This window comes from Labrys sp. KB_33_2 (assembly GCF_052114505.1).
GTDB lineage: Bacteria > Pseudomonadota > Alphaproteobacteria > Rhizobiales > Labraceae > Labrys.
The window spans coordinates 44,324-71,221 of the sequence record NZ_JBFREW010000006.1 but is presented as its reverse complement, the minus strand read 5'-3'; the positions used below and the strand labels follow the sequence as shown (position 1 = coordinate 71,221).

Below are 26,898 nucleotides of genomic sequence, written 5' to 3'. Positions count from 1 at the left end.
GCAGGCCGCCTATCCGGTGTCTTGACAGATTGCTGCAGGAGTTCCTCGATGAATACGCTCGTTCCTTTTTCAGCCGTGTTGTTCGATGCTTACGGCACATTGCTCGACCTTGGCTTCATCACCGAGAAGGCAGAACAGGCCTTTCCTGGCCGCGGCGCCGAGTTCTCCGCGCTCTGGCGGGACAAGCAACTCAACTACACATGGCTGCGCACGATCAGCGGAAACTATGCGGATTTCGCGACGGTGACGGCTGATGCACTGGACTATTCCATCGAGCGGCTTGGCCTGACCGCGCCCCGGCAAAAGCGGGACGACTTGCTGGCCGCCTACTGGTCCTTGCCGAGTTTTCCGGAAGTACCTGCCGCGCTGCTGGATCTGCGGAACAAAGGGGTGCGGCTCGGCATCCTCTCGAACGGCACGCCGGCCATGCTGGAGGCTGCATTGCAATCATCTGGGCTCTCCGGCCTCTTCGACGATGTCCTCAGTGTCGACGCCGCCGGCTGCTACAAGACCGCGAGGGCGGCCTATCAGCTGGGGCCTGACCGGCTCGGCATGCCGCCCGGGCGCATTCTGTTCGTCTCGTCGAATAGCTGGGATATCAGCGGCGCAACCTGGTTCGGCTATCACACCTACTGGGTGAACCGCGGCAAGCATCCTCCTGAAAGGTTGGGCACTTCTCCTCACGCCAGCGGTGAGACCCTGAAGGATCTCGCCACCCTGTTCGCCTAACCGGAGCTTGGCGCCTGCACGGTCGCTTGCCCCGGCCGCTGCGGCTTGACACTCCAGCGGCGATGAAGGCGCGACAGCATGAGATAGATCACCGGCGTGGTGTAGAGCGTGAGGATCTGGCTCACAATCAAGCCTCCCACGATGGTGACGCCGAGCGGGCGCCGCAATTCCGTGCCGGGGCCGGTCGCCAGGATCAGGGGCAGCGCTCCCAAGATAGCGGCGAGCGTGGTCATCAGGATCGGCCGGAACCGCACCAGGCATGCCTCGAAGATGGCCTCACTGGAGCTCAGATTGCGCTCACGCTCGGCTTCCAAGGCGAAATCCACCAGCATGATGCCATTCTTCTTGACGATACCGATCAGCAGGATGATGCCGATGAAGGCGACGATAGTCAGTTCCATATTGGCGAAATGGAGGGCGAGCAGGCCGCCCAGTCCCGCCGAAGGCAGGGTCGAGAGAATCGTGAGCGGGTGCGCCAGGCTTTCATAGAGAACACCGAGCACGATGTAGACGGCCAGCAAGGCCGCCAGGATCAGCAGAGGCTGGCTAGAACCGGATTGAGCCGCCTGCTTGGCGTCGCCGGCAAATTCCCCCCTGATATCGGCGGGAAGGTGCATGCCGGCTACCGCGGCCTCGATGGCATCCGAGGCGTCCTGGATCTTGGTGCCCGGCGCGAGATTGTAGGAGAGGGTAATGGCGGGATATTGCCCCTGATGATTGACCTGCTGTGGCGCGAGCCCTCGTTCCACATTAGCAACCGCCGAGAGCGGCACCAGGCCCGACCTGCCGGGCACGTAGAGGCCTGTCATGTCGCTGGGATCGCGGCTCTGCTCAGGGGATGCGGCGAGCACCACGCGATATTGATTGCGCTGGGTGTAGATCGTGGAGATCTGCCGTTGCGAAAAAGCATTGTTGAGGGCGCTATCGATCGACGTAATGGCCACCCCGAGACGCGCGGCCGCCTCGCGATCGATGACAAGTTTGGCCTGCAAGCCGTTGCGCTGCCTGTCAGAATTGACATCGGTCAATCCCGGTACGGTCTTCAGCCTCTCCATCACCCTCGGCGCCCATTCGACCAGGAGGTCGGAGTCGCCAGACCATAGCGTATACTGGTATTGCGACTGGGACTGGCGCCCGCCCGCGGAAACGTCCTGCGGCGAGAACATGAACACGTTGAGCCCGGCAACCGTACGCACGCTCTTGCGCAATTGCGCGATGACATCCTCGGTGGGAGGACGCTGGTCCGGGGGAAGCAAGGAAATGCTGAGCTGACCGGAATTGGTGCCGCCGAAAGGGCTTGAGCCGATGGAGGAACCGACCCCGGTGACATAGGGGTTGCGTTGAATGATCGCCGCGACCTGACGTTGCCAGACCACCACGGCGTCGTAGGATGCATCCGAAGAAGCTTGAGAAAAACCTTGAATGAAGCCGCCATCATCCTGAGGCACCAGCGATTTCGGCAAGGCATAGTAGAGCCAGCCGGTGCCGAAAACCGTGGCGAAGATAACCAGCAGCGTCAGGAAGCCGTGATTGAGCACGCCGCGCAGGCTGGCACCATAGAGGTTCACGACCCGCCGCAGAGTTCCCTCGACCAGGCGATCGAATAGCCCTTGTCGCATACCAACACTCTCATGGCCACGATGGGCCAGGATCATCGGTGTCAGGGTGAGGGAGATCACGGTCGAGGCGATCACCGCAAAAGCCAGCGTCATCGCGAATTCGAACAGGAACTTGCCGGTAATCCCTCCAGCAAAGAGCAAGGGGATGAAGACGGCCAGGAGCGACAGGCTGATCGACACCACGGTGAAGCCGATCTGCCGGGCACCCTCAATCGCGGCCTGCAGGGGCGGCAGGCCGGCCTCACGCTTGGCATGCACGTTTTCGACCATGACGATGGCGTCGTCGACGACGAAACCGACCGAGACGACCAGCGCCATCAGGGAGAGATTGTCGATGGAAAAATCGGCGAGCCACATCGCCCCGAAGGTGGCAGCCAGCGAAAGCGGCACGGTGACACCGGCCGCCAGGACCGGCGTCGAGCGGCGAAGAAATACGAAGACGACCAGCACGACCAGGATGACGGACGCCATCAACGTCCATTGCATGTCGTCGACGCTGGCGCGGATCGTGGTGGTACGGTCGGTGAGGATGTCGATGTCGATTCCGGCCGGAATGCGCGCCTTCAGAACCGGCAATAATGCCTTGATAGCATTGACGGTTTCGATGACGTTGCCATTGGCTTCCTTGGTGATGTTGAGAAGGATGGCCGGTTTGCCGTTATAGCTCGCGCTGGAATTGAGGTTGCGCACGCCGCGCTCCACGGTGGCGATATCGCCCAGGCGTACCGCGGTGCCATTGCCCGAACGGATGATGATGGATGCATAATCCTCCGGCGCCGACATCTGGCCGCCGGTGTCGAGCGCCATGACGATGTCGGGGCCGTCCAGGGAGCCGAGCGGACTGATGGCGTTGGCCGCCACGATCGCCTGGCGCACCGCTTCCATCGACAGGCCCATGGCCGCAATGCGATCGGGATTGAGCGTGACCCGGATGGCCGGCTGATCCGCGCCGCTGACGGCGACTTCGCCGACACCCTCGACCTGCGAAATACGCTGCACGATCACGCTGTCGGCGGCATCGAACATGTCGCTGGCGCCAACCGTATCGGAGGTCATCGCCAGGATCAGGATCGGACGGGCATTCGGGTTGAACTTGCGGAAGGAGGGCGCGGTGGACAGATCCGACGGCAGGTCGGATGCCGCGGCATTGATGGCGGCCTGCACGTCCTGTGCCGCGCTGTCGACGTCGCGGGCGATGTCGAACTGGATGATGATGAGGGTCGAGCCCAGGGACGAGCGCGACGTGATTTCGGTCACGCCGGCAATCGACCCGAGCTTGCGTTCGAGCGGCGCCGCGACGCTGGCAGCCATCGTCGACGGATCGGCGCCGGGACGGCTGGCTGTTACCACGATGGTCGGCAGATCGATGGCGGGCAGGCTAGAGACCGGCAATTGGCGATAGGCGGCGAGCCCCACCAGCAACAGGCCCATCGCCAGGAGGATGGTGCCGATCGGCCTGCGGATGAAGGGCTCCGAGATGTTCATGCCTGCGGTATCGCCTGCGGCTTGCGGGCAAAGCGTTCTCGCAGCCGCTCGAAGCCGAGATAGATCACGGGGGTGGTGTAGAGCGTCAGCAACTGGCTCAGCAGCAGGCCGCCGATGATGGTGATGCCGAGCGGTATCCGCAGTTCCGATCCCATGCCGTGGCCGAGCGCCAGCGGCAGGGCGCCGAACAGTGCCGCCAGCGTGGTCATCATGATAGGCCGGAAGCGCAGGGCCGAAGCGGTGACGATGGCTTCATGCGGATCCATGCCTCGTTCGCGCTGCGCCTCGATGGCAAAGTCGATCATCATGATGGCGTTCTTCTTGACGATACCCATCAAGAGCACGATGCCGATCAGCGCGATGAGGGACAGTTCATGGCCGGTATATTCGAGCGCAAGCAAGGCGCCGACGCCAGCCGATGGCAAGGTCGAGAGGATCGTCACCGGATGGATGGCGCTCTCATAGAGCACGCCCAGCACGATATAGATGGTGATCACGGCCGCCAGGATCAGCCAGGGCTGGTTGGCGAGGGAGGAAGAAAACTCCGCCGCATCGCCGGTGAAACGGGTGGAGATCGACGCCGGCATGCCGATCGCGGCCTGCGCCTGGCGGATCGCGGCAACGGCATCGCTGAGCGAGGCTCCGTGGGCGACATCGAAACTGATGGTTGCCGAGGGGAATTGATCGTCGTGCTCGACCACCAGCGGCGCCGTCTCGTGACGGATGCTGGTGAAGGCGCTCAGGGGCACCTGATTGTCGGCGGCGCCCGATGCGGTCGGTATGTTGGTCGCCGTACCGCTGGCGCCGACTGTCCCCGCCGTGGGATTGGTGGTGGTGGCAAGCCCGGAGGTGCTGGCTGAGCTGGGAACATAGATCCGGCTGAGCACGCTCGGTCCCACCTGATCGTCGAGCGCCGCCTCCAGGATGACGCGATATTGGTTGGCCTGGGCATAGATGGTAGCGACCTGGCGTTGGCCGAAAGCATTGTTCAGGGCGTTGGAGATGTCCTGCATGGACACACCGAGGCGGGATGCGGTGTCGCGGTCGACATCCACGAAGAGCCTGGCACCGCCATTCTGCACTTCCGAGGTGACGTCGCGCATCACGCCGGAGCGTTCGAGTTCGGCGGCCAACTGGTCGGCCCAGCGGTCGACGTCGTTCGCATCGGTGCCGGTCAGCGTATATTGGTAGGGCGCGCGGCCGGCTCGCGCGGTGATGCGGATGTCCTGCACGCTCTGATAGGTCACGCGCAGGCCCGGCAGCCGGTTGGTCTCGGCCTGCAGGCGCTGAATGATATCGGTGGCGCCTGCCTTGCGCTCGTTGCGCGGCTTGAGCACCAGGGAGAGCGAGCCGGTATTGGAGGTGAGATTGCTCCCCGAGACGCCGATGCTGGCCACGGCGGAGAGGATATCGGGGTCCTTGCGGGCAATGTCGGCAATGGTGGCCTGCGCCTTCTTCATGGCATCGAAGGAGGCCGTCGGCTCGGCCTGGATCACTGCCGTGATCAGCCCGGTATCCTGCTGGGGCAGGAAGCCCTTGGGCATGGCGATGTAAAGCCAGACCGTGGTCGCCAGCGTGCCAAGCGTGAGGAGCAACATCAAAAAGCCGTGGCGCAAGGTCCATACCAAGCTGGCCCGATAACCGCGGATGACGGCATCGAAGCCGCGATCGACCCAGTCCAGCAGCCCCTTGCGCTCACTATGGCCTGATTTGAGCAGGCGCGCGCACATCATTGGCGTCAGTGTCAGCGAGATCACGGCCGAAACGACCACGGCGATGGTCAGGGTCAGGGCGAATTCGCGGAACATGCGCCCGACGATGCCGGTCATGAACAGGAGCGGAATGAACACCGCGATCAGCGATACCGTCAGCGAAATGATGGTGAAGCCGATTTCCTTGGCACCCTTGAGCGCGGCATCGAACGGATTCTCGCCATCCTCGATATGGCGCACGATGTTCTCGATCATCACGATGGCGTCGTCGACCACGAAGCCGGCGCCGATGGTGAGTGCCATCAGCGAGAGATTGTCGAGGCTGAAGCCGCAGAACCACATGACGCCAAAAGCCGCGATCAACGAAAGCGGCAGGGCGACGCCCGCGATGATGGTCGCGCGCAAGGTTCTGAGGAAGACGAAGACGACGAGAATCACCAGGCCGACGCTGAGAGCCAGGGTCATCTCCACTTCGTCGATCGAGGCCTTGATGGTTTGCGTGCGATCGTTGACGACTTCGAGCGAGATGTCGGCCGGCAGGCTGCGGCGGAGCTCCGGCAACGCCGCCAGCACGCTGTTGACCGTGGCGATCACATTGGCGCCCGGCTGGCGCATGATGTCGATCACCACGGCCGGCTGGCCGTTGTAATAGGCACCCACCCGTGCGTTTTCCAGGCCCTCGACCACATCGGCGATGTCCTTGAGTCGCACGGGAGCGCTGTTGCGGTAGGCGATCACCACGTCGGCGAAAGCATCGGCCGCGCTGATCTGGTCATTGGCCGCGATTGTGTAGGACTGGGCCGCGCCGTTGAGGGAGCCCTTGGCGCCGGCAACCGTCGAGGTGGTGATGGCGAGCCTTATATCCTCCAGGCCCAGACCATAAGCCGCGGCCCGGGCAAGATTGACCTGCACCCTTAGGGCCGGGCGCACGCCACCTTGCACGTCGACATGGCCGACGCCGCTGACCTCGGCGAAGCGCTGAGCCAGCAGGGTATCGGCCATGTCGGACAGGTTTCGGATGGTCTGCGTCTTCGAACGCAGCGCCAGGGTCAGGATCGGCGTGTCGGCCGGGTTCACCTTGGCATAGCTCGGCGGGTAGGGCAGGCCTGAGGGCAATGTGGAAGCTGAGGCGTTGATGGCCGCCTGCACGTCCTGAGCGGCACCGTCGATGTCGCGATCCAGATTGAACTGCAGCGTGATCTGGCTGATGCCGAAAGCCGACGACGAAACCATGGTCGCAATCGACGGGATCTGGCCGAGATTGCGCTCCAGGGGGGCCGTCACCAGTTTCGCCATGGTTTCCGGTTCGGCCCCCGGCAACTGGGTGGTGATCTGGATGGTCGGGAAATCGACCTGGGGCAGGGGGGCGATCGGCAAGGCAAAATAGCCGAGCAGACCGCCCAGCAGCACGGCGATGCCGAGCAGTGAGGTGGCGATCGGCCGGAGAATGAAGGGGGCGGAGACCCCGTTCATGGCGCTGGTGCTGGCGCAGGCGTAGCGCCGCCACCCTGTTGGCGACGATGCCCTTTGCGTTGAGGTTGGCCGTCTCCTCCCTCCGCCTTGCCGCCGCTCTCCGGCTGCGCGGCGGGCGCCGGCGCCTCCAGGCCCTCCTCGTCGTCTTCGGCCGGAACGGCCCCCGACTTGGAAACCTCGACCTTGGCACCGTCGCTCAGCCTTGCAAAGCCAGTGGTGATGATCTTCTCGCCGTTTTTCAGGCCGCTATCGACGACAACCTGCTCATCGCCTTGCTGGCTGACGGTGACCGGGCGCATCTTGGCGGTACCGTCATCGCCAAGCACATAGACGAAAGTGCCGTTGGGCCCGCGCTGGATCGCCGCGGTGGGCGCAACGACGACACCTGCCAGTGTTCTCACCTTGAGCTTGGCATTCACGAAGGCCCCGGGCCACAGACCCAGCGAGGCGTTGGGAAAGATCGCCTTGAGCTGAATCGTGCCGGTGCTGGCATCCACCTCGTTGTTGATGACTTCGAGCTTGCCGGTATCGATCACGATTTTGTTGTCGCCGCGAACGGCCTCGACCTGCAACGGTTCCTTGCCACCGGCCGGCGCGATCTCGGCCAAGGCCTGTTGCGGCACCGAGAACAGGACCGCGATGGGCTTGATCTGCGTCAACGTGACGAGGCCCGTGCTGCTGGAAGCCTGGACGACATTGCCCACATCCACGTTGCGGATGCCGGCGCGTCCGTCGATCGGCGCCGTAATGATGGTGTAGGCCAGGGTCGCCTGTGCGCTGGCGATGGCCGCATCGTCCGATTTGAGCTGGGCCTCGTATTGCGCCACGGTGGAGCGCTGCGTATCGGCCGTCTGCCGGGTTACCGAATTGCTGGCGACCAAGCCCATATAGCGCTGAAGGTCGCGCTTGGCATTGTCGAGCAGGGCCTGATCCTGGGCTTTCTTGGCAATGGCCTGGTCCAGCGTGGCCTTGTAGGTCGAATCGTCGATACGGGCGATCACGTCGCCCTTCTTGACGTCCTGGCCCTCCCGAAACGGCATTTCGACGATCTGCCCGCCCACCTGCGGGGTGATCGTCACGGTATTGTACGCCTTCACGGTACCGACACCGTAGAGATAAACAGGCACGTCGGCTGTCTTGGCTTCAGCGATCAGCACGGGCAGGGGGCCGCCGCTATCGAAACTGCCGCGGCGGCCGCGCCGGCCGCCGCCCGCCCTTGCTGGCGCGGGCTTGCTCTGGTCGGCGGTCTCGGCCGGCGGCAGATAGGCCTGCAACCATGGCGGAGCTGAGGCGCGCCAGCGATCACGCGTCAGATAGGCCGCCCCGGCTCCAGCAGCCAGCAGAACGGCCAATGTCACGAGGCTGCGCGAAAGTCTGGGCATTTCAACTCACTCGAATCGGGAACGGGCGCGAGTCGGGTTTCGCATCGCCCATAACAGTTTCTAGTTTTGCGGCGTTTGCGCGGCGGACGTCGTCCACCCGCCGCCCAACGCCTGATGCAGGCTGATCAGCGCCTGCAGACGCAGCAGCTTGACCTGTATCAGCGTGTCCTGGGCGTTGAAGAGAGTTTGCTCAGTTTGCAGCACGGTCACCAGATCGACGGTGCCCTCGCGCAATTGCTGCTCCGAGATGGTGTAGGCCTTGCGCGAACTCACCACCACGGCCTGCTGTAACACCTCCTGGCGGGCATATTGGCGCACGGCAGCCAAGGCGTTCTCGACGTCGACGAAGGCCTGCACCACGGTCTTGCGATAGGCAGCCACTTGGGCGCTCTGCACGCCATTGGCCCGCTCGACATTGCCGCGCAAGGTACCACCGTCGAAGATCGGCTGCGTCAGGCCCGCAGCGATCGAATAGAAACCCGCTGCGGGATCGAACAGGCTCTTGAGTGCGGCGCTCTGCACGCCGCCTTGCCCGGTCAGGGAGATCGAGGGGAATTGGGCAGCCCTCGCAGACAGCGCATCCTGGTGGGAAGCAATCAGAGTGGCTTGGGCGGCGGCGATGTCGGGCCGGCGAGTCAACAATTGCGAGGGGAGCCCTGCCGCGACGTTCGGTACGCGCAAACGTCCCAGCCCCCCGCCCTTGATACTCACCAGGGCGGGGGGGCTGCCGACCAGCAGGGCAACAGCGGCCTTGTTTTGCGCGACCGACAGTTCCAGCGGCGGGATGCTGGCGCGTTGCTGGTCGAGCAGGCTCTGCTGCTGGGCGACCTGAAGAGATGTCGCCGTCCCGGCCTTGAGCTGATTGTTGATCAGCGTCATGATTCGTGTGGCACTGGCGACGTTATCGCGCGCAATGCGCAGCCTGTCCTGGGCGCCGAGGATGGCGAAATAGGCATCCGCCACATTGGCGATCGTCGTCAGTTCGACCGTGTCGCGATCGAAGCGGCTTGCAGCCTCGCTGGACCTGGCACTCGCCAGCGCCTGGCTGTTCTTGCCCCAGAAATCGATCTCGTAGCTGGCGCTCGCCGACAGGCCATAGGTGGCCCGCCCACGCCCGACCCGTCCCGTCGACGAGGCGGCGCGGGCGCGCTGGGCCGAGATGTCGCCATCGATCTGCGGAAACAGCGGGGCCCTGGCAATGGTGATGCCCGCCTGTGCCTGCTCGACATTGGCAATCGCGGTCGCGATATCGAGATTGCCCATCTGCGCCTGCTGGACCAGCGCCGTCAGTTCGGGGGATCCGAAGCTACGCCACCAATCCGTGCGCACCGGCTCTGCCGGCTTCGCCTTCGAGGCCTGGTCGTAAGCGCTCGGCACCGCAATCGCGAGATTGAGCGGGCGAACATCGGCGCAACCGGCCAGGATCGTCGCAAACGCGGTCAACATACCGACTGCCGTTGCTGAAGTACGCATCTGACGAAGAGAAAGCTTCACGATGGGGCCTTCAAAAAAGGGCATTCCAGCGAACCTAAGCAGTTCCTTGCGATCGAGCCATGGGCACGGTCACAAGGAAATTGCAAGATATCAGGCATTTGCAGGTTCTCTCGTCCAAGCCTATTCGCCGGCTTGGACGAGAGAACCTGCCTGAGGCAGGAATCGCCAACATGCCAAGCACATAGCCAAGTTAACGGCATTGTGCGAGCGGTCCGGAAGCACTTGTCTGCTGGTGAGCGTCATTCCTCGATTCCTTTCCGCGATCCTGCCTGCCCCAAACTGGCCCGGCGACTATGGCAGGACCGTGTTTGCGGGGGTCGTTCTGCTCTGTAAAGTTGTGTGAAGTGAACTTTTTTGCCGGCAATCGAACAACGCTCGGCTGCACTGGTTAATCTCCCTTTTCTTACTGATTTCGCTCAGGAAATATTAACCCTTCCGCAGCCGGCGCGACCAGTGGGCGGGTGTCCTGGTGCCGCAGGAGCCTGTTGCGGGGCTTTCAATTTGTCGGATCTTGCGCTATCGGCTGTTTACGGTTTGGAAACCTTGCCGCAATTCAGGCGCAATGTCAGGGCGTCTTTATGGCGGAAATCCGGGGAAATCCACCACCGGACACGAAGTGCAGAACGGCTTCGTGCTTCGAAATGAAACAGCAGGATGCGCTCGTACTGCGCCCCGCCATGTCGTGTTGGACACGCCATGGCCGCACGCAGACCACGACGCCTCTTCGCTCCATAAGAAGGATTCTGAGATGGCGGAAAACCTCTCGGCTGTTCCAAATCGCGTCGAGTTGCGTATTTCCGACACTTCATCTCCTTCCCGGGTATCGGGAGCCGTCGTCAAGGCGGCCATCGCTCTCGCTGGCTGTGCCGCTTTGGCGAGTTGCGCCGCACCCAATCAAGCCTATGCTCCCAAACCCGCAACCACCCAAGTTGCGGCCGCCACCAGCACGACAGTCGTGCCGCCGGCAGGTACGCGTGTGGTTACCCCGCCTGTGCGCAGCAAGAACGGCACTGAAAAGCCCTATGCGATCGGCGGCAAGCGCTATGTGCCCGCGGGCCATGATTCCAAATACACCGCCGTCGGCCTGGCATCCTGGTACGGGCCGGGCTTCAATGGCCGCAAGACGGCTGTGGGCGAGCGTTTCGACATGACGGGTCTTTCGGCCGCGCACAAGACCATGCCGCTGCCGAGCTATGCGCGCGTCACAAATCTGAGCAACGGCACCTCGATCGTCGTTCGCGTGAACGATCGCGGCCCCTATGTGCATGGCCGCCTGATCGACCTGTCGAGCCGTGCCGCCGACCTGCTGCAATTCAAGGGAGCCGGTGTCGGGCGGGTGAAGGTCGAATATGTCGGCCGCGCTCCCGAATCCGGCTCCGACAACAAGATGCTGATGGCGACTTTGCGGACCGATGGCACACCGGCGCCGCTGCCGGCTGGCGTTTCGAACACCATGGTTGCCGACGCGGCGCCTCCGACGCGTCCGACCACGACACCGATCTTGCCCGTCGCAGCCGTGACGCAGGTCGCTTCGGCGACCGAAGTCAAGCCGTCCAGGCTCGCGGCCCCCGAGATCAAGCCGGTAGTGGTGCCGCCGATGATCGCCCAGGCCGAGCCGATGGATCCGCCCGTCGCCACGACAGAGGTGGCTGGCCTCAGCAATATGGCGTTCACGCCGTTGCCGCCTTCCCGTCCGCGCAGCTCGGATGGTGTTCTGGGCAAGGTGCCGACCGGTTCGATCGGACAGGTCAATCTGGCGAAGGCCAAGGCTCCCGACGCATCGGTGGAGCCGGCCATGGCCGTACAACCGACGGCACAAGCCTTTGCCGCGACACCGGCCCACGCACCTGCGGTTCTGGTGCCGACCTCGCCGGTCACGGCTTCGATGGCGGGCCAATAGATCGGATTGCCAATCAGGCAGAAAATCAAAAAGCTCGCACATCCCTTTGTGCGAGCTTTATTTTTGTGCGGGTGAGGCGATTTCCGCCGGCGTAGAGCGAGGCGGTTTAATCGCCCGTTGCCAAAGGCAGATCCGGCCGGGCGCCCCATTCGGCCCAGGATCCGTCATAGATACCCTCGACCGGCTTGCCGACCGTATCGAAGGCCAGAGCCAGAATGGCAGCCGATACGCCCGAGCCACAGCTTGCCACCAGCGGTTTCCCGCCATCGATGCCGGCCGTGTTCATCGCGGTCTTGATCGTCTCAGATGAGGCCAGACGGCCATTCTCGACAAGGGCGGCATAAGGCAGATTACGGGCGCCCGGCATATGTCCCGGGCGCACGCCCGGCCGAGGCTCCGGCGCCTCGCCGCGGAAGCGCTCAGCCGGCCGGGCATCGATGATTTCTGCACTGCCATCCATCAGGGCGGCCTGGACCTGGCCGACGCTCTTCACCTGGTCACCGTCGAAACGCGCCGTGAAGCGAGCCGGCACTGGGTGCGGTGCCCCGCCCTCGACAGGGCGGTTCTCGGCCTGCCAAAGCGGGAAGCCGCCGTCGAGGATGGAAACTTTGGCCGCTCCGAAGATCCGGAAGGTCCACCAGACGCGCGGGGCCGAGAACAAGCCGGCACCGTCATAGACGACGATATGCTTGTTCTCGGTGAGGCCGAGCGCACCGACGGCCTCTGAGAAAACTTCGGGGCTCGGCAGCATATGAGGCAACCCGCTGCTGGCATCGACGATCTTGTCGATGTCGAAAAAGACAGCGCCAGGAATATGGGCAGCCAGATATTCGGCGTGACCGTCGCGATTGACCGCCGGCAGATGCCACGACCCATCGACGACAGCCAGATTCTCGTCGCCAAGGTGAGCGGCCAGCCAGGCGGTGGAAACCAGATGAGGAGAGGAGGTCATGATGTGTTCCTATGCCTTCTTGCGGGTTTTCTTGCCGGCAAGCCGGTCGAGAGCCGCCTTGGCGTTCTCATGCCCCTGGGCGGCAGCCTTGCGATACCAGGCAATGGCGTCCTTCTTACTGGCGCGGGTGCCACGCCCGTGCTCATAGAAAATGCCGAGATTGAACTGGGCAACCGGTTCGTCCTGCTCGGCGGCCAGCCGGAACCATTTCAAGGCTTCAGCCTCGTCCTTGGGCACGCCAATGCCACCTGCAAGTTGCACGGCAAGATTGGTCTGCGAGGGGATATAACCATCCTCGGCCGCCTGTCGATACAGCGAAACCGCCTTGACAGGATCCTTGGGCACCCCTTTGCCCTCGGCATAGAATAAAGCCAAATTGTGCCGAGCCGCGTCGTAGCCCTGGTCCGCGGCTTTGGCGTACCAATTGGCCGCCTCGGCTGGCTCGGGGGACAGGCCCAATCCCTCGTCATAGGCATAGCCGAGATCCATCTGCGCTGAGCCCAGACCTTGTTCTGCAGCCTTGCTGTACCAGACCACGGCAAGGCTTGCGTTCTTCTCGACCCCGTCACCCTTGGCGTAGCGTTGGGCGAGTTCGTATTGCGCATTGGCGCTGCCGGCGGCAGCAGCCTTGCGATAATAGTCGAGGGCAGCGGCGAGATCGACTTCGACGCCATTGCCCTGTTCGTACAGGACTCCCAAATTATAGGCGGCCTCGCCATCGCCATGCTCGAACGCCTTGCGATAGAGGGCCAGAGCCTGCTCAATGCTCTGTTCGACGCCATTCCCTCTCAGATAGAGGCCGGCGAGATTGTTCTCGCAGCCGCTCTCGCCGGCATCGGCACCTTTCCTGTACCAGGTAACTGCCGCTGCGGAATCAGGCTCCACGCCCCGACCATCCGCGTAGAGGCCGCCCAAATTGAGGAAAGCCCGCTTCTCGCCGAGATCGACGGCTCTGAGATAGGATTGGCGCGCCTTGTCATATTGCTCAGCTCCCTCTTGCGCCCGGCCGAGCATATAGGCAAAGCGCCCTTCCTTGGGGTGTTCGGCCAGGGCTTGCTCACAAGCCGGGATTGCCTTGGCGTGGTCGATGTCCGCCATGCTGAGACCGGGAGCGAGGGAAAGCGGGTCGCCCCCGCGCGAAGCCATGCGGTCGCAATCGGTCGCCGGCACGCCGGTACTGGGGCGGGACCTATCGGCGATCTTACGCTGAGTGCAAGCCAGGTGCCTGGCATAGGAGCCAGCTCCCGTTTCGACCTTGGTTCGGCCCTCCGAATAGCAGGCGCTCTGAATATCCCCCGGAACCGTGACCCAGATGTCGTTCAATTCGACATAGGCCGTCGACTCCCGGTTGAAACAGGAGACCATTTCGGGGCTATCCAGCATCACCTTCGGCGGCCGGCCGATCGTATCCAGACAATAGTCGTCGAACCGATAGATTGGAAACATCTCCGCCGAGGCCTGCCCGGCGCCCCCCGTCACCAGCATGGCCACCAGCGCGGCCACGCCCATTCTTCCCGCCATCATTCCCCCAAAAAACAAGCCGTCAGTTCCGCAAACGAAATAGCTGGCCGATCATGCCGGTGCAGCCGCTTCGTCGAGGAACCAATGGATCGGGCCCGCAGCCTCGACATGGGCCGATGGCAGATCGGCGCCGGCGAAGATCTTGGCGAGCGTCTCGCGCTTGTCCGCCCCGGCGGCAAGGAAGGCAACGGCCCGGCTCGAGGCGATGGCCGGAAAGGTCAGGGTTACCCGCGGCACGAAGGGATCCAAACCCGGATCTGAATGAACAGCCCAGCGATCCCTTACAGCCAGGGCTGGCTTGCCCGGAAAGAGGGAGGCCGTATGTCCGTCGGACCCAACGCCGAGCAGCATGATGTCGAACAGCGGCCGATCCGGATCAAGCACGTCCGCGCCGTAATAAGCCTTGAGCGCCTGCTCATAGGCCTGCGCTGCGGCCTCGGGCGAGACCGGCGTTGCCGCGATCTCATGAATGTTCTGCTGAGGCGCCGGGACATGGTCGAGCAAAGCTCCCTTTGCCATCAGCGTGTTGCGCCTTGCATCGTCGGCGGCAACGATACGTTCATCCCCCCAGAACCAATGAATGCGCTCGAAGGGCAGGGCGGAACGCCAGGGATCCCGCGCCAGACGCTCGTAAAGGCGCTTGGGCGTGGAGCCGCCGGACAGGGCCACCGCGATCGGCCCCGGCCGCCCCGCCAATTCGGCGACGAACCAGTCGGCTGCACGGTCGGCCAAGGCGTCGGCATCGGCCGAGATATCGATGATGCGCTCGCTGCTCATGCGATAGGCCGCCAGCCGCGCCCGTCACGGGCAAGCATGACCTCGGCGGCAGCCGGGCCCTCGGAACCGGCGGCATAGTTGGCAAGCCCCCGATCGCCGGCATTGGCCCAGGCATCGAGGAAGGGCTGCACCGCGGCCCAGCCTGCCTCGACCCCGTCGGCACGCTGGAACAGCATGGCATCACCGATCATGCAGTCATAGATCAGCGTTTCGTAGCCGGTGCTCGCGGCCGCCTCGAAATAGTCCTTGTATTTGAAGTCCATGCCGACACCCGCAAGGTCGATCTTGGGTCCCGGCACCTTGGCGTTGAAATGCAGCGTGATGCCTTCTTCCGGCTGGATATCGAGCACCAGCGTGTTCGGCCCCATGCCGGACAGCGCCGTATCGCGAAACATGGCGATCGGCGCGTCCTTGAAGCGGATCGCCACTTCCGTCTTGCGCTTGGCGAGGGCCTTGCCGGTGCGCAGATAGAAGGGCACGCCGGCCCAGCGCCAATTGTCGATGGCGAACTTGATGGCGGTGTAGGTCGGCGTGACGCTCTTGGGATTGACGTCCTGCGAGGCGCGGTACGCGGTGATCGGCGTGTCCTTGATGATGCCGGGACCATATTGGGCCCGCACCGAGTTCAAGATCGCCTGTTCGGGCGTGTATTGCGTGATGGCCGCCAGGGCCTCGGCCTTCTCCGAACGCACGGAATTGGCCGAATAGCGGGCAGGGGGTTCCATGGCAATCAGTGACAGCAACTGGCACAGATGGTTGGGCACCATGTCGCGCAAGGCGCCTGTCGCGTCGTAGAAGGCGCCACGGCGCTCGACCGTGACGGTTTCCGCCACGCTGATCTGGACATGGTCGATATGGTCGCGGTTCCAGATCGGCTCGAACAGGCCGTTGGCAAAGCGCAGGATCATGATGTTCTGGACCGTCTCCTTGCCCAGATAATGATCCATCCGGTAGATCTGGTCCTCGTTCAGCACGCTCAGGAGCTGGCGATTGAGGGCCTGGGCCGAGGCAAGGTCGGTGCCGAAAGGCTTTTCGACGATGACGCGCCGCCAGGGCCCGCCTTCCACTTCCTGGCTGAGGCCGACTTCCTGGAGAAGCCGGGTGATCGGGGCAAAGCCCGACGGCGGCGTCGCCAGGTAGAACAGGCGATTACCGCCGGTGTTGCGTCCGCTCTCGACCTTTTCCAGATGCCGGGCCAGATCCCGGAAACTGTCGGGATTGTCGACTTCGGCAACCACGCTGGTAACGCAGGCGAACAATTTGTCGGCGACTGCCTGATCGACCGGCCTCGTGGCAAACTGCTTGAGCCCATCCACCAGGGACTGGCGGAAGGCATCATCCTCCATCGGACGACGCACCACGCCGACGATGGCGAAATTCTCCGGCAGCAGGCCGGTGGCCGCAAGATTATAGAGAGCAGGGACGAGCAGGCGCTTGGTCAGGTCGCCATTGGCACCAAAAACGACGAAGCAGCAAGGGCCGGCAGCGCCGCCCTTGTTGATGTGGTGGGCATTCATAACTCAAGCCTTGGACGCGGGATTCTTCGGCTCGACGTGACCGCCGAACCCCTTACGCATGGCGGAGAGGATCTTCTCCGCATAGGTGTGCTCCTGACGGGAGCGGAAACGGGTGTAGAGAGCAGCGGTGAGCACTTCGGCGGGCACCGCCTGGTCGATGGCAGCCTCGATCGTCCAGCGTCCTTCGCCCGAATCCTCTACGAAGCCGGAATATTCGCTCAACTCCTCGTCGGCAGCGAGGGCGGTTGCCGTCAGGTCCAGCAGCCAGGAGGTGACGACGCTGCCGCGGCGCCAGACTTCGGCGATATCGGCCATGTTGAAGTCGAACGTCTCGCCCTCTGCCCTGCCTTCATTGGCAGCCGAACGCAGGATGTCGAAACCTTCCGCATAAGCCTGCATCAGGCCATATTCGATGCCGTTGTGGATCATCTTGACGAAATGCCCGGCGCCGCAGGGGCCGGCATGGATATAGCCTTGCTCCGCCCGCGGATCGTGCTTGTCGCGGCCGGGCGTACGGGGAACATTGCCGATGCCAGGCGCCAGCGTGGCAAAGATCGGATCAAGACGCGTGATCGTTTCGGTCTTGCCGCCGATCATCATGCAGTAGCCGCGCTCCAGGCCCCAGACGCCGCCGGAGGTGCCGACATCGACGTAATCGAGCCCCTTGGCCGCCAGTTCCTTGCCGCGACGGACGTCGTCCTTCCAATTGGTGTTGCCGCCGTCGATGATCACGTCACCGGGAGACAGCAGGCGCGAGAGCTGGTCGATGGTGCCCTGGGTGATGGCACCCGCCGGCAGCATCACCCAGACGGCGCGTGGCGTCGTCAGCTTCGAAACGAGGTCGGCAAGGTCGGTGGCGGCGACCGAGCCGTCGGCCACCAAAGCCTGAACCGCCGGCGGAGCGCGATCATAGACGACGGTGGTGTGGCCGTTCTTCATCAGGCGGCGGGCGATGTTGCCGCCCATGCGGCCCAGACCGATGATTCCCAATTGCATTGGCTGATCTCCTTTTGCCGCCCCCGGCAGCTTATCGTCCGTTACGTGCTTAGCACCGTTTTCAGCTCTCGCAAGCGCATGTATTCATCACTTCATGAGCATGACGAGGGGATGACGCGCCATTTTTGCATGGCACGCGACAATGGCAGCTTGACCCATCCGCTCATGACGCTTAGAGACACCGCAATTGCGGGGCAATGCCCCGCTTGGTGAGAGCTCGTAGCTCAGTCGGTAGAGCACGTGACTTTTAATCATGGGGTCGTGGGTTCGAATCCCACCGAGCTCACCATCAATTCCCTGAAAATCCTGTCGGCGGCCTGCTTCGCTGAGAGCCTGTGTCAACGGTAGGCATTGTTGCTCATGTATCACGTGGTCAGGCGTGGCCGTAGCCAGTCCTGTTGCGCCTGCAAGTGCGGCTCTTTTGCTCTGCCGATGAGTAACACTCCGACACTTTCCTGTGTTTAGGCGCGTTTCGCCGGATCTTCAGCATGCGCGCGCCCTGGGCCGAGCCGGCCTGTTCAAAGAATGCTAGATTCGCCGGCAGGCAATGGTGCAGGCGGACAGGGCATGACCGATGAGAAGGCGGCGCTAGGACAGGCACGCCGCGATTTTGCCAGATCGATGCTGAAGGAGAGCGGATCGGGGGACCCGCGCATCGAGAGGGCTTTCGAACTCGTGCCACGCGAAGCCTTCCTGCCGCCCGGTCCCTGGCTGATGGCCAGCCATGGGAACTATGTCGAGACGCCGAGTGCGGACCCGATCCATCTCTACAAGAATCGGCTGATTGCGCTGAAGGCGGACAAGCAAATCAATACCGGCGAACCCGCTTTGCATGCTGCATGGCTGGGGGCGGTGGCTCCCAAGGCAGGAGAGAAAGTCAGCCATATCGGGGCAGGGTTGGGCTATTATACGGCCATGCTGTCGGTGCTGACCTTGCCCAATGGCCGCGTGACAGCCTTCGAGATCGAGGAGGACCTCGCCGAACAGGCAAGGCGCAACCTTAAGCCATTCGACGGCGTCAACGTGGTTCGAGCCGATGCCACACGTGTTGCCGTGCCTCCCTCCGACCTCATCTATGTCAATGCGGGCGTGGTCGCGCCGCCACTTGCCTGGCTCACCGCTCTACAACCCGGCGGGCGGATGATCTTCCCGTGGCGTCCGCGCGAGGATATCGGCCTCGCTGTGCGGATGGATGCCGAAGCCGCCGGCTTTGCCGTCAAGGCGCTGATGCCATCCTGGTTCATTCCCTGCGTCGGCGCATCGCGCGAGATCCGCACGATTCGTGCGCCGAGGTCTCCTCGTGAGGCCTTGGCCGTGCGCTCGCTTTGGCCAATCTCGGTCAGGGTGCCGGATGAGAGCGCAATCGCCATCTACCCCGATCTTTGGTTCTCGTCGGACGCGCTCGACGCCTGATCCCCCGAGGTGAATGTCAGCTCCAAAAAGGTGCTTGACCTTACAATGATGGGAAGCCCTACAAGGTCTTCATCGATTGGAGACCTCACATGATCACGTTGAAAGTACCGGAAATGAGCTGCGGCCACTGCGCCAAGACGATCACGGGCGCGCTGAAGGCTGTCGACCCCGGCGCAGCCGTCGACATCGACATAGGCTCGCAGACAGTCACGGTGGCGAGTGCCGCCGACGAAGGGAAATTGCGCGCCGCGATCGCCGAGGCCGGTTACGAGAACGAGAAGTTGCCAGCCTGATTGCCAGGGGCAGAGAAGGGGCCGGCCAGGAATGGCCGGCCCCTTTATCCATACGCTAGAAAATGCGATCCAACTGAATCGTATTTGTTCCGCAATTTAACCGTGAGCCCCGAACTCAAGGGCAATGGCGGTGCCGATGGCAAGAATCGTCCGATAGGTTCTGTCGATCGGATCGATGAGATTGCGCGTCAGCGCCGCATAGTTCGAGGGTGAATCGCCGGGATAGGTAAAGGGCTCGGCGAGGCTATACCCCTCCATGGTCAGCCCATTCACCGGATAGGCGTCGCGCAGCAGCGTCACCGCCTCGGGAATGCGCAGGCTGAAGATCAACTCCATGATGTCTTCACGCGAGACATCGTTGCGCGTGGAGAATTTCGGCACCCGGGCCGCCATCAGCAGGATATGCTGGAGCAGGGCCAGCCGCACCGCCTGCAGCATGTCGAGCCTCTCCCGGTTTTCGGAGATCGACTTGCCCAGATCCTGTCCCGCGAGGTCGAGCAAGCGATGAAGCGAGATGGCATCGAGCCGCAGCTTCACCGCCAACTCATTGAGCGAAGCGGCCCGATCATCCTCTTCCAGCAATTGGGTAATGAACAGGCAGGGCTCGGCCAGATGCGGTTCGGCGCCGGCATAGGGACGCGTCGACCAGAAGGAGCGGTCGAACAAGGTCGAGAATGCCGCGAGCGCCTTGATGCTGGAGCGCCGCTTCATATGCACCACGTGCGAGGTCAAACGGCGCAGCCGGTCCGATTTGGCGAAGGTGTCGATGAAGCGATCCTCGTCACCTCGCAACGCCGTACCGAACCCCGCGATCACCGTGGCAGGATGGCCGAGTTGCTGCAGGATGGCATTGTGGGGAATGGCGCGGATGCGGCGGACCTGATGCACCTCGCCGCCTGACACGTCGAACTGGCGCCGTGACTTGCGCGAGCCGGTATCGTTCAGCAGGCCCTGGGCAAAGGAGCCGAGCGCCCGGTGATATGCATGATCATCGAGCAACTTGCTATGAAATGAGGCAAGCCGGCGGAAGAAATCGAAGGAGAAGGTCGTGTTTGAATAGAAGGGATCGTCGCTGGCCGGCTGCTCCCGCCAAGCCACTTCCGCCTCCAGCATGCGAGTCAGCGAAGCAAGGGCAAGTTCGGGTGTTTCGAAATAGATGAAGCCGTCGCCGCCCTGGAAGCTGACCTCGTGCTTGAGGGCAATGCCCCGGCTCTCGAATTCGCGGCGAGCCCAAGGGCTCAGCACATAGAAGGCGCGGTCCTCGAAATTGCCCTGATGGGCGCCACGCCCTGCCGACTCGCCGTGCGTGTCGAAGATCAGAACCTCGACATCCGTCAGCCGATGGCGTTCGCAGGCCCTGGCCAATTGCCCATGCAAGCGCTCGATCGCGAGGGCCGCGGTGATCTGGCCCATGAAGCGGCCCGAATCTGAAAAGCCGGTCTGGATCGCAAGCCGGCCGCGTTGGCGCACAGCCTGGCGATATTCCTCGATGCCGAACAGCACATCGAAGAAGCGCGACGCGCCTTCCAGCGCCGTCGGGGTCTCGAACAAGGGCGAAACATCGAGCTTGTCCTCGACGCCGAACAGGCGGGCGAAATAGACTGCGGCCATCACCGTCGCCGGTGCTTCGCATTCGGCGATAAGCAGGCGGATAGTCGAATCCCGGTCGACATGCTTGAGGATCTGCGCCGCCAGCACGAATTGGCGCAGGGCGGTCTTCTGCTCGATATCGAGCGAACCGAAATTGACGGAAACCGGCTGGGCCTCGCGAATGAATGTCGCCAGGCGTTCCAGCATCGAACGGGAGGTGATGTTCTCCTCCGAATCGATGTCGAGATGCTGGCGCATCGCATTGTGCAATTGCGTGGCATTGATGCGCATATGTACTTCGCCGACGCCGAAGCCGAGGGTCAGCATTTCGCTGCGCAGAGCGACGAGGTCGAGCGCGATCTCGGGCTGTGAGTCGGCGATCGCGATGTCGATCAACGCGATATAGGGGCGCACGCTCGTGGCCGCATCCGGATGGCGCGCGGTGAGGAGATCGGCCGCATGCCTGAGTGCGGGACGATCGAGCGGCGTCTGGTTGAAAGCTCCCAGAATGCCAGCGTTCCAGGCACGCGTTCGCTCGATCCGCGCAGTCAGCTCTTCGAGACGCTGCGCGGTCTGCGAATCCGGACTAACCTGGGTGGCAATGCGAAGGACCTCGCTGAGATAACGATCGATCTGGTGCTGCTTTTCGGCGAGCCGGAAACGGAAGGAATCGATCCACTGGATATCGGTACGGCCATCGAGATCGTAGCCGATCCACGTGCCGAGGCCGGCATAGGCCACCGTAACCGAACGCCATTCGGGCGAACGCCGCTCACGCAGGACCTCGGCGGCGATGCGGGCAAACGTGCCGATCGCCGTCTTGGCGGCATCCAGGGCGACCATCGCGGCACCATGCTCGACCTGCAAGGTGATCGGATTGTCCGGTGCCATCAGTACATCCGGCAGCGCCGCCTTGCCATCGCACGCCATTCGCGCCAGACGTGCCCGATTGGCACTGGAAAGCAGGAACGTCGGATGCCCGGTGAAGACGATACCAAGCTGGGTGCGTGCCAGCGGGGAGGCGCTCGAAACACCGCGGCGCCCGTTTGCGAGCAAATGTTCGGCGACGCGCCGCAGGCTCTCGCGGTTGCCTGCCATGTCGAGCGGGCCGACATAATCCCGCAATGTTTGCGCGCGCGCAGCGAAGGTCTCCTGGCTCAGCCGCAAGGCGAGGGCCTCGAAATCCTCCCTCGTCAGCCGCCCGGCTTCGAGCTCGCGAGACAACTCGAAGGCCAGTTGGGCCACCGGATTGTAACGAGGCTCGTCAACCAGTTTGGCGCGGGCGCTATCGAGCTTGTCGCGGCAGAAACGTTCGAGCTCGACGATACGGTCGTCAGGTCCAGGCTCCGGCAAAGGTGCATCCATCTGGGTTCTCGGTCGACAGGTTTTCAGGCGGTCCCATAAACCACCCGTGCGTTCGAAACGAGCAAAAATCGTGCCGACGGCACAGCAAAAATGAAAGAAACGATCAACGGCAGTGGCGAGACCATGCCGATTGCGTCGCGATTGCCCGGGTAAGACGACATTCAGGCGTGCGTCGGCAGCCAGCTCAATCCCTCGACCGTTCCGTGCAGCGGCCGGTATTCGGCACCGATCCACCCCCGATAACCGATCCGGTCGATATGTTCGAACAGGAAGGGATAATTGATCTCGCCTGTTCCCGGCTCGTGCCGCCCGGGATTGTCGGCCAGTTGCATATGGGCAATGCGAGGAAGCTGGCTTTCGATGTTGCGGGCCAGATCCCCCTCCATCACCTGCATATGATAGATATCATACTGAAAATAGAGGTTGTCCGAACCGACCTCCTCGATGATGGCCAGGGCCTGGCGTGACCGTTTGAGATAGAAGCCCGGCATATCGATCGTGTTGATCGCCTCGATCAACAGGCGGACGCCCGTACGCCTGGCCTCGTCGGCGGCGAAGCGCAGATTGTCCAGCAACGTTTCATGGATGAGTTCGGGATCGGCTCCCTTCGGCGGGATGCCCGACAGGCAGTTCACCTGCGCACAGCCAAGCATCGTGGCGTGATCCAGAGCCAGGGCAACGCTCTCGCGAAACTCCGCCTTGCGGTTTGGCAGGCAGGCTAGCCCTCGTTCGCCGTCTTCCCAGCGCCCAGGCGGCAGATTGTGCAGCACCAGCGCGAGGCCGCTATCGTCAAGCCTCCGACGCAACTCATGCCTGTCGAAATCATAGGGAAACGGGAACTCCACGCCGGTAAAACCTGCCCGTGCAGCCGCTTCGAAGCGATCATAGAAATCGAGTTCGCTGAACAGCATCGAGATATTGGCGGCAAAACGCGGCATTTGTTCAGCTTTTGGCTTTGACGAAACGCGAAAAGGCGTCGAGCGTAGCCTTGCTGACGTGGTGCTCGATCCCCTCGGCATCGCGCCGGGCGGTATCGGCATCGATACCCAGGGCCAGCAGGAAAGCCTCGACGATATGATGGCGCTCGCGGCTGGCCTCGGCCAGCGCCTGGCCAGCCTCGGTGAGGAAGACGCCGCGATAGGGGCGCTGAGCCACGAAACCTTCGTCCGCCAACCGTTTCAGCATTTTGGCGACGGTCGGCTGGGCCACGCCCAGGCGAGCGGCGATATCGACCTGTCTTGCTTCGCCGCCATCGCTGATCAGGTCGGCGATCAGCTCGACATAGTCCTCGATCAGTTCGAGGCGGCGTGCCTCGCGTGCCTGCCTAAAACTCTCGACATGCACGACGGCGTCGACCAGGCCCGGCTCGGGGGGTGAAAGCGCAGCGGAACGTTTCATGCCGGCTCTCCTAAGCTGATTCCTTTGTGCGTCCCAGGGCATCGAACAATCGGCGCCGACCGGGTTTGCGGCATTGCAAATGCGGGTATGCCCGATCCGCGTGGCCTTATCAATGCCAGCGATGAAATACAGCCTTGGCGTTTATCCATTGACCGATCTTCAGAGTATAGCATATGCTATATTCATGGAAGCGATGCAGAATGGAATTTCGTGGTGGAGAAGGGCATGAGTGCGGATGCTGCGGGAACGGCCCCGGCCGACAACGGCGCGTGGCGCGTGGTTCCCGGGGAAGAAAGGCGGCCGAGCCTTGGTGCGATGAACGCCAGCGTTCCCGTGCCGAAGACGGGTTTGTGGTTTCGTCGCTTTCTGGCCTTTCTCGGCCCGGGTTACATGGTGTCCGTCGGCTACATGGACCCAGGCAATTGGGCGACCGACATCGCCGGTGGTTCGAAATTCGGCTACACGCTCCTGAGCGTGATCCTGCTGTCGAATCTGATGGCCATCGTGCTGCAGGCCCTGGCGGCGCGACTCGGCATCGTCACCGGGCGCGACCTCGCCCAGGCCTGCCGCGATCACTATTCCCGGCCGGTGAATCTCATGCTCTGGCTCGCCTGCGAGCTGGCGATCATCGCCTGCGATCTGGCTGAGGTCATCGGCACGGCCATCGCTCTCAACCTGCTGTTCGGCATTCCCCTGGTTTACGGCGCCATCATCACGGCCGTCGACGTGTTCCTGGTGCTCATGCTGATGCAGCGCGGCTTCAGGACGTTGGAAGCCTTCGTGATCGCGCTGCTGGTCGTGATCTTCGGCTGTTTCGTCATCCAGATCATCCTCGCGGCCCCGGCGATCCACGATATCCTCGGCGGGTTCCTGCCGCAGGCCAAGGTCGTCACCAATCCTGAAGCCCTCTACATCGCCATCGGCATCATTGGTGCCACGGTGATGCCGCATAATCTCTATCTGCATTCCTCGATCGTGCAGACCCGCGCCTATGAGCGCACGGAGGAGGGCAAGCGCTCGGCCATTCGCTGGGCGGTGACCGACAGCACAATTGCCCTGATGCTGGCCCTGTTCGTGAATGCGGCCATCCTGATCACGGCTGCCACCGTGTTCCATCAGAATGGCCGTACGGATGTCGAGGAGATCGAGCAAGCCTATCAATTGCTGTCGCCGATGCTCGGCGTCGGCATCGCCTCCACGCTGCTGGCCGTCGCCTTGCTGGCATCCGGTGTCAATTCGACGGTGACCGCGACGCTCGCCGGTCAGATCGTGATGGAGGGCTTTCTCCACCTGCGCATTCCCGATTGGGCGCGCCGGCTGATCACGCGCGGCATCGCCATTGTGCCGGTGGTTGCCGTCACCGCTCTCTACGGCAATCAGGGCACCAACAAGCTGCTGGTGCTCAGCCAGGTTGTCTTGTCGATGCAATTGCCCTTCGCGATCATCCCGCTGGTTCGCTTCGTCTCGGACAAGCGCAAGATGGGGGTCTTCGTCACACCGGTCTGGCTGACGACCTTGTCCTGGGTGATTGCCGGCGTGATCCTGGTGCTGGACATCAAGCTGCTGGTCGACACCTTCACGGGCACTTGAGCTCGGCGCAGGGCACTAGGATTGCTACAGTTGCATCCACAGCGTTGGACCCGGTATCGAAATCGGGCTCGGCGCTGTAATTGTTTGCGCCGACACGTGCCAGGCTCTTTTGGAGCAGCAGATCAATTCGCATGAACCAGGGCGAGGCGAGCGAGACGCTCGGCCGAGTCCCGGGAGCCAGCTTTCGCTGCAGCCTCGTAAAAAGCTTTCGCCTGGGCCGCATTCACCTGCGAGGGATCCTTGACGATGGCGGGGTCATACGTCTCGGCCAAGGCGAACAATGCCCGCGGATCGGTACCGCTTCGATAGGACTCGAGAGCTTCCCTGGCACCAGCCACGTCGCCGCTGGCCAGCAATTCACGCGCCGACTGCACGGCCTGGTCGACCTCATCCACGGTAATGGCGATGGTACTGACGCTGCGCGTCGCGCCGGGCAATGCGGGAGCGGGCACCGAAGCCGGCGAGGGGGCGCTCGGTGCCGGCGTCGAAGCCGGGGCTGGCGCCGCGGCAACTTTCGTCTCCGACGGAGCCGAGGCCGGCGGCGCGACCAGATTGCCCAGGGACTGCAGCTTGTCCGGATTGGCCCAGAAGTAAGCACCGACTGCGGCGATACCCGCGGCCAGCAGCACAGAAGCTATCAGGGCGGGTGGAACCTTGATCTTTGGCCAGCTCAGTCGCGAAAGGCGAGTCTCATTGGCATTGGCCGCCGGATTGACACCAAAGCGTGTGGTTTTCCGCGCCGATGAGGGCGCCACCAGGTTTTCTTCCTTGACCGCAGGCGCAAGAGAGGCTGGGGCGGCGGCATGTACCGCGGATGCGCCATCCCTGTTCCGCTGGTCCAGATCCTGAGGCGGTCCGGCCGTGACGTTCACCGTCGACATACGCGGCCTTTCGCGCGAAGGCGGACCACGGAACTCGAAGGCCTCGTCGGTCTCGGGATTCGGCCGCTCGGGAGGAGGCGTGTCCAGGGACGCCGCGCGCGGCATCTTCGGCGCTTCGGCCTGCTCCTTCTTCTCCGCTTCGGGCGCAATTTCGATGAAAAGCGCTTCGCCGAAATCGAATCCGTTATCGTCTGTGCTTTCGTCCATTACCGGCGCGGGATCCGCTGGCGGGACAGCAGGAGAAGGAGAAGGCTCGGGCGCCGGTGCAGGTTTTGCTTCGGCTTCGGGAAGAGGCACCTCGGCAAGGCGCGGCACAGGCTCCTTCGGCGGTGACGCCAGCGCCACCAGGCGATCGAGGGAAGGGGAAGCCAATTTTACTTCAGCCGGCCTGACTTCCGTCTGCCTAGCCTCGGTCTTCCTGGCTTCGGTCTGTCTGGCTTCGGTCGGCTCGGCAACTATGCTTGCCTCGGCCGCGCCCGCCTCATTGGCCGGTGTTGGCACCGTCAGCCGTGGATCGCGGCCAGGTATCGGGGCAGCACGCTGCGCCGTGGCCTGCTTTTCTTTCAAAGCATCGGCAGCCAAGCGCGCATTTTCCATATGGCGCTGAAATGCTTCGCGCACAGCGGCCGCGAGAGCCTCGTCTTTCTTCAGGGGTTCAGCCATATCGTTCCCACCCAAACGCTACACGGGCACCCACTGTGAAGTGAAAAAAGGCCATCCAGCCGCGAGAGCGGCAAGGATAGCTTCCGGAAGAGTGCCTGCGCAAACAAATTCTTTAACCATTTGTTAACGAAGATGCAGCCCGAGGCCA

18 protein-coding genes and 1 tRNA gene are annotated in these 26,898 nt (G+C 63.0%); 6 read left to right on the top strand and 13 right to left on the bottom strand.

The features are described from left to right. The first annotated feature begins 48 nt into the window (after positions 1–48). The gene (locus tag AB4037_RS12570; protein ID WP_441771743.1) at positions 49–729 is read left to right on the top strand and encodes a haloacid dehalogenase type II; all 681 of its coding nucleotides are present in this window, start codon (positions 49–51) and stop codon (positions 727–729) included. Here the strand turns inward: AB4037_RS12570 and AB4037_RS12565 are convergent. The 4 genes from AB4037_RS12565 to AB4037_RS12550 are packed head-to-tail and all read right to left on the bottom strand — an operon-like array spanning position 726 to position 9,846. Continuing rightward, positions 726–3,833 (bottom strand): efflux RND transporter permease subunit, encoded by a 3,108-nt coding sequence (locus tag AB4037_RS12565; protein WP_441771742.1) that lies wholly within the window; start codon positions 3,831–3,833, stop codon positions 726–728. The two genes, AB4037_RS12570 and AB4037_RS12565, sit on opposite strands and share 4 nt — an antisense overlap. After that, on the bottom strand, positions 3,830–7,018 hold the full coding sequence (locus AB4037_RS12560) for an efflux RND transporter permease subunit (RefSeq protein WP_441771741.1): 3,189 nt from the start codon (positions 7,016–7,018) through the stop codon (positions 3,830–3,832). The genes AB4037_RS12565 and AB4037_RS12560 overlap by 4 nt, the downstream gene beginning before the upstream one ends. After that, positions 7,015–8,400 (bottom strand): efflux RND transporter periplasmic adaptor subunit, encoded by a 1,386-nt coding sequence (locus AB4037_RS12555; protein ID WP_441771740.1) that lies wholly within the window; start codon positions 8,398–8,400, stop codon positions 7,015–7,017. The genes AB4037_RS12560 and AB4037_RS12555 overlap by 4 nt, the downstream gene beginning before the upstream one ends. 60 nt (positions 8,401–8,460) lie before the next feature. Next, positions 8,461–9,846 carry an efflux transporter outer membrane subunit gene (locus AB4037_RS12550; protein ID WP_441771739.1) on the bottom strand — a complete coding sequence of 462 codons (1,386 nt, stop codon included), beginning with the start codon at positions 9,844–9,846 and terminating at the stop codon, positions 8,461–8,463. 796 nt (positions 9,847–10,642) lie between these two features. On the opposite strand from AB4037_RS12550, the gene AB4037_RS12545 reads away from it, so the two are divergent. Beyond that, a complete protein-coding gene (locus AB4037_RS12545) occupies positions 10,643–11,794 on the top strand; it encodes a septal ring lytic transglycosylase RlpA family protein (RefSeq protein ID WP_441771738.1) in 1,152 nt (383 codons plus the stop codon). Positions 11,795–11,900: 106 nt separating this feature from the next. Here AB4037_RS12545 and sseA read toward each other — a convergent pair whose 3' ends face one another. The 5 genes from sseA to gnd all read right to left on the bottom strand — a co-directional run bounded on the left by sseA (position 11,901) and on the right by gnd (position 17,557). Next, positions 11,901–12,746 (bottom strand): 3-mercaptopyruvate sulfurtransferase, encoded by an 846-nt coding sequence (gene sseA, locus AB4037_RS12540; RefSeq protein WP_441771737.1) that lies wholly within the window; start codon positions 12,744–12,746, stop codon positions 11,901–11,903. A 9-nt stretch (positions 12,747–12,755) separates the two neighbouring features. Further along, a complete protein-coding gene (locus AB4037_RS12535) occupies positions 12,756–14,249 on the bottom strand; it encodes a tetratricopeptide repeat protein (RefSeq protein WP_441771736.1) in 1,494 nt (497 codons plus the stop codon). A gap of 69 nt (positions 14,250–14,318) precedes the next feature. Next, positions 14,319–15,044, bottom strand: a complete 726-nt coding sequence (pgl, locus tag AB4037_RS12530) for a 6-phosphogluconolactonase (RefSeq protein WP_441771735.1) — start codon at positions 15,042–15,044, stop codon at positions 14,319–14,321. After that, a complete protein-coding gene (gene zwf / locus AB4037_RS12525) occupies positions 15,041–16,561 on the bottom strand; it encodes a glucose-6-phosphate dehydrogenase (protein WP_434956457.1) in 1,521 nt (506 codons plus the stop codon). Before zwf ends, pgl begins: the two co-directional genes overlap by 4 nt. 3 nt (positions 16,562–16,564) lie before the next feature. Then, positions 16,565–17,557, bottom strand: a complete 993-nt coding sequence (gnd, locus tag AB4037_RS12520; protein ID WP_434956456.1) for a phosphogluconate dehydrogenase (NAD(+)-dependent, decarboxylating) — start codon at positions 17,555–17,557, stop codon at positions 16,565–16,567. 213 nt (positions 17,558–17,770) lie between these two features. Here gnd and AB4037_RS12515 point away from each other — a divergent pair. From AB4037_RS12515 to AB4037_RS12505, 3 genes are all read left to right on the top strand, one after another. Beyond that, a tRNA-Lys gene (locus tag AB4037_RS12515) sits at positions 17,771–17,846 on the top strand. Positions 17,847–18,124: 278 nt separating this feature from the next. Continuing rightward, a complete protein-coding gene (locus AB4037_RS12510) occupies positions 18,125–18,970 on the top strand; it encodes a protein-L-isoaspartate O-methyltransferase family protein (protein WP_441771734.1) in 846 nt (281 codons plus the stop codon). A gap of 89 nt (positions 18,971–19,059) precedes the next feature. After that, on the top strand, positions 19,060–19,263 hold the full coding sequence (locus tag AB4037_RS12505; protein WP_441771733.1) for a heavy-metal-associated domain-containing protein: 204 nt from the start codon (positions 19,060–19,062) through the stop codon (positions 19,261–19,263). A gap of 96 nt (positions 19,264–19,359) precedes the next feature. Here AB4037_RS12505 and AB4037_RS12500 read toward each other — a convergent pair whose 3' ends face one another. From AB4037_RS12500 to mntR, 3 genes are all read right to left on the bottom strand, one after another. Continuing rightward, positions 19,360–22,218 (bottom strand): phosphoenolpyruvate carboxylase, encoded by a 2,859-nt coding sequence (locus AB4037_RS12500; RefSeq protein ID WP_441771732.1) that lies wholly within the window; start codon positions 22,216–22,218, stop codon positions 19,360–19,362. Between the two features lie 161 nt (positions 22,219–22,379). After that, on the bottom strand, positions 22,380–23,156 hold the full coding sequence (gene hyi / locus AB4037_RS12495; protein ID WP_441771731.1) for a hydroxypyruvate isomerase: 777 nt from the start codon (positions 23,154–23,156) through the stop codon (positions 22,380–22,382). Between the two features lie 4 nt (positions 23,157–23,160). Then, positions 23,161–23,616, bottom strand: a complete 456-nt coding sequence (gene mntR / locus AB4037_RS12490; RefSeq protein ID WP_434956450.1) for a manganese-binding transcriptional regulator MntR — start codon at positions 23,614–23,616, stop codon at positions 23,161–23,163. Positions 23,617–23,841: 225 nt separating this feature from the next. On the opposite strand from mntR, the gene AB4037_RS12485 reads away from it, so the two are divergent. Further along, on the top strand, positions 23,842–25,206 hold the full coding sequence (locus AB4037_RS12485) for an Nramp family divalent metal transporter (protein ID WP_441771730.1): 1,365 nt from the start codon (positions 23,842–23,844) through the stop codon (positions 25,204–25,206). 122 nt (positions 25,207–25,328) lie between these two features. Here AB4037_RS12485 and AB4037_RS12480 read toward each other — a convergent pair whose 3' ends face one another. After that, entirely contained in the window at positions 25,329–26,750 is a 1,422-nt protein-coding gene (locus AB4037_RS12480; protein ID WP_441771729.1) for a hypothetical protein, read from the bottom strand. Positions 26,751–26,898 lie beyond the last annotated feature (148 nt).

Bases quoted from the DNA above. Each gene is read 5' to 3' on its own strand.
- gnd (WP_434956456.1), bottom strand. From the start codon at position 17,557: ATGCAATTGGGAATCATCGGTCTGGGCCGCATGGGCGGCAACATCGCC.
- AB4037_RS12510 (WP_441771734.1), top strand. From the start codon at position 18,125: ATGACCGATGAGAAGGCGGCGCTAGGACAGGCACGCCGCGATTTTGCC.
- hyi (WP_441771731.1), bottom strand. From the start codon at position 23,156: ATGCCGCGTTTTGCCGCCAATATCTCGATGCTGTTCAGCGAACTCGAT.
- zwf (WP_434956457.1), bottom strand. From the start codon at position 16,561: ATGAATGCCCACCACATCAACAAGGGCGGCGCTGCCGGCCCTTGCTGC.
- AB4037_RS12500 (WP_441771732.1), bottom strand. From the start codon at position 22,218: ATGGATGCACCTTTGCCGGAGCCTGGACCTGACGACCGTATCGTCGAG.
- AB4037_RS12480 (WP_441771729.1), bottom strand. From the start codon at position 26,750: ATGGCTGAACCCCTGAAGAAAGACGAGGCTCTCGCGGCCGCTGTGCGC.
- AB4037_RS12485 (WP_441771730.1), top strand. From the start codon at position 23,842: ATGAGTGCGGATGCTGCGGGAACGGCCCCGGCCGACAACGGCGCGTGG.
- AB4037_RS12545 (WP_441771738.1), top strand. From the start codon at position 10,643: ATGGCGGAAAACCTCTCGGCTGTTCCAAATCGCGTCGAGTTGCGTATT.
- AB4037_RS12505 (WP_441771733.1), top strand. From the start codon at position 19,060: ATGATCACGTTGAAAGTACCGGAAATGAGCTGCGGCCACTGCGCCAAG.
- mntR (WP_434956450.1), bottom strand. From the start codon at position 23,616: ATGAAACGTTCCGCTGCGCTTTCACCCCCCGAGCCGGGCCTGGTCGAC.
- AB4037_RS12560 (WP_441771741.1), bottom strand. From the start codon at position 7,018: ATGAACGGGGTCTCCGCCCCCTTCATTCTCCGGCCGATCGCCACCTCA.
- AB4037_RS12555 (WP_441771740.1), bottom strand. From the start codon at position 8,400: ATGCCCAGACTTTCGCGCAGCCTCGTGACATTGGCCGTTCTGCTGGCT.
- sseA (WP_441771737.1), bottom strand. From the start codon at position 12,746: ATGACCTCCTCTCCTCATCTGGTTTCCACCGCCTGGCTGGCCGCTCAC.
- AB4037_RS12565 (WP_441771742.1), bottom strand. From the start codon at position 3,833: ATGAACATCTCGGAGCCCTTCATCCGCAGGCCGATCGGCACCATCCTC.
- AB4037_RS12570 (WP_441771743.1), top strand. From the start codon at position 49: ATGAATACGCTCGTTCCTTTTTCAGCCGTGTTGTTCGATGCTTACGGC.
- AB4037_RS12550 (WP_441771739.1), bottom strand. From the start codon at position 9,846: ATGTTGACCGCGTTTGCGACGATCCTGGCCGGTTGCGCCGATGTTCGC.
- pgl (WP_441771735.1), bottom strand. From the start codon at position 15,044: ATGAGCAGCGAGCGCATCATCGATATCTCGGCCGATGCCGACGCCTTG.